This is a genomic window from Streptomyces abyssalis (assembly GCF_001751365.1).
Taxonomy (GTDB): domain Bacteria; phylum Actinomycetota; class Actinomycetes; order Streptomycetales; family Streptomycetaceae; genus Streptomyces; species Streptomyces abyssalis.
In genome coordinates this window covers 1-205 of the sequence record NZ_LJGT01000003.1, presented here as the reverse complement: position 1 = coordinate 205, position 205 = coordinate 1, and the positions used below count along the sequence as shown (strand labels likewise).

Sequence of the window (205 nt, the reverse complement as noted above, 5' to 3'; positions counted from 1 at the left end):
TTCTTGGTCATCTTCCGGGTGTGCTGGGTCTTGGTGCTGGGTGCGTCGGCCTTGGGGCCCTTGGCGGTGAAGGGGACGTACCAGATGTGGTGGCCGTAGAACTTGTCCTCGAAGTGCATCTCGTAGGTGCCGTTGACTTCTTCCATGGCGGCTTCGCGGGTGATCCAGCCGACCTCGCCGGGCTTGACCTCGACGTTGGTCTGCT

The 205-nt window shown here is 62.0% G+C and carries 1 pseudogene; it reads right to left on the bottom strand.

Annotated features, from left to right (window positions below):
• A pseudogene (locus tag AN215_RS00015) lies at window positions 1-205 on the bottom strand (hypothetical protein); the annotation flags it as partial.